Here is a 1,714-nt window from a genome sequence, read left to right as displayed (position 1 = left end):
CCCCCTCGTATAATATGTTTTAGAAATTATCATAGAACCTTTTTAGGTTCTTGATAACCAGGTGTGCCTTTGCGAAAATTAATTTAGGTTGGTCTGGGGTCACTCTTAAATCCCCCTGTGGCCCGGTAGAACCGGTGACTACTTAAAAAAGAGTGAGTCCTTTGCGGTACGGCACATATTTCTTACGCGTGAGCTGAGCCAGCAGGTCATCCGGCCCCTGGGTTCAGCAGACTAGGGGTGCACCCCCGGTTACCCTGTCAAGCTCTTATCGCACCGCGAGGTTGTTAAGTGCCGTACCCGCAAGGCACGCCCCTAATCCTGGCCAACTAAAGGAGGTGTCCCCAATGGCTCAGGTTATTTTCGCAGGCATCGATGTCAGCGCTTCTAAGCTAGACCTGGTATGCATCGATGAGCAAGGAATCCAGCTTTCTTCCTCAAAAACCTTCCCTAATAATCTCGAAGGCGCCAATGCCTTAGTTCAAACTCTGGATTCAATTGCCCATAAATTTAATGCCAATAAACTTAATATAGGTCTGGAAGCTACTTCATTTTACGGTTTCCATTTTCGCAATTTCCTCATGGATGCCCCTCAGTTAAACCCTTATACAGTCGAGGTTTATGAATTAAACCCTTCTCTCACAGCCGGATTCAAAAAAGCTTTTGGTTCTAAACTTCCTAAAACCGATGCTATCGATGCTTATATAATCGCTGAACGGTTACGCTTCGGACATATTATGCCCTATAGCCATGAGGCTTCTATTACCGAACCGTTACGACAACTTACTCGGCTTAGATTGCATCTTGTAGAACTCTTGGTCGAGGAGAAAAATCGCGCTTTAAATCTCCTTTCTCTGAGGTTCTCTAACTATAAGCAGGATAACCCTTTCAGTAATTCTTTCGGTAAGGCATCCATGGAAGTCTTGAGAGAATTTACACCTGATGAAATAGCCCTAATGTCTGTTGAAGAGCTGGCCGAGTTTATCCAATCCAACGGAAAAAACAGGTTTGCTAACGCCGAAGAAGTTGCCAGCGCTTTAAAGCAGGCTGCCAGGCGGGCCTACCGCCTCAGCCCTAAAATGCAACAAGCCTGTGAGATAGCTCTTTCTTTAACTCTCAAAAATATTGAGCATCTCAATAGGCAGCTTAAAGAGCTCGATAAAGTCATTTCAATGGAGCTTAAGGCTATACCTCAAACCCTTACTACAGTGAAGGGCCTCGGTTATGTGTCGGCTGCGGGCATAATTGCTGAAATAGGCGATATTAAGCGTTTCAAGAATGAAGCTGCGCTGGCCCAGTATGCTGGCCTTACCTGGACTCGTTATCAGTCGGGCGATTTTGACGCTGAAGAGCGTCGTTTGACTAAGAGCGGGAACCGTTACCTCCGCTTTTACTTGGTCCAGGCTGCTAACTCGTTGAGGGTGCACAACGAGGAGTATAAAGCTTATTATCAGACCAAATATCGAGAGGTAAGTAAGCACCAGCATAAAAGAGCGCTGGTATTGACTGCTCGCAAATTAGTTAGGCTGGTATTTGCGCTGCTGAGCAAAGGCCAAATTTACAAAGGGATGGTGATGCGTTAATTATTATCAAAACTTAGTAGTTCTTTGTATGCCAACTTTTTCCATATAGGTTGGTAAGGGGTATTATTGTCTTTTTTCATCTGAATATTTTTTATTTCCATTTTTCGGGTATTGACATATTACCGTGAGTCTTT

General features: G+C 44.5%; 1 protein-coding gene. It reads left to right on the top strand.

Going from position 1 to position 1,714, the window contains the following annotated elements; genetic code table 11:
- Nucleotides 1-344 precede the first annotated feature (344 nt).
- Nucleotides 345-1,580, top strand: a complete 1,236-nt coding sequence (locus tag ATZ99_RS05340; protein WP_068748211.1) for an IS110 family RNA-guided transposase — start codon at nucleotides 345-347, stop codon at nucleotides 1,578-1,580.
- Nucleotides 1,581-1,714: the final 134 nt, after the last annotated feature.

Source organism: Thermovenabulum gondwanense, assembly GCF_001601575.1.
Taxonomy (GTDB): Bacteria; Bacillota; Thermosediminibacteria; order Thermosediminibacterales; family Thermosediminibacteraceae; genus Thermovenabulum; species Thermovenabulum gondwanense.
Note: the sequence above shows the minus strand (reverse complement) of the source record. Positions and strands in the feature narration are given on the sequence as shown.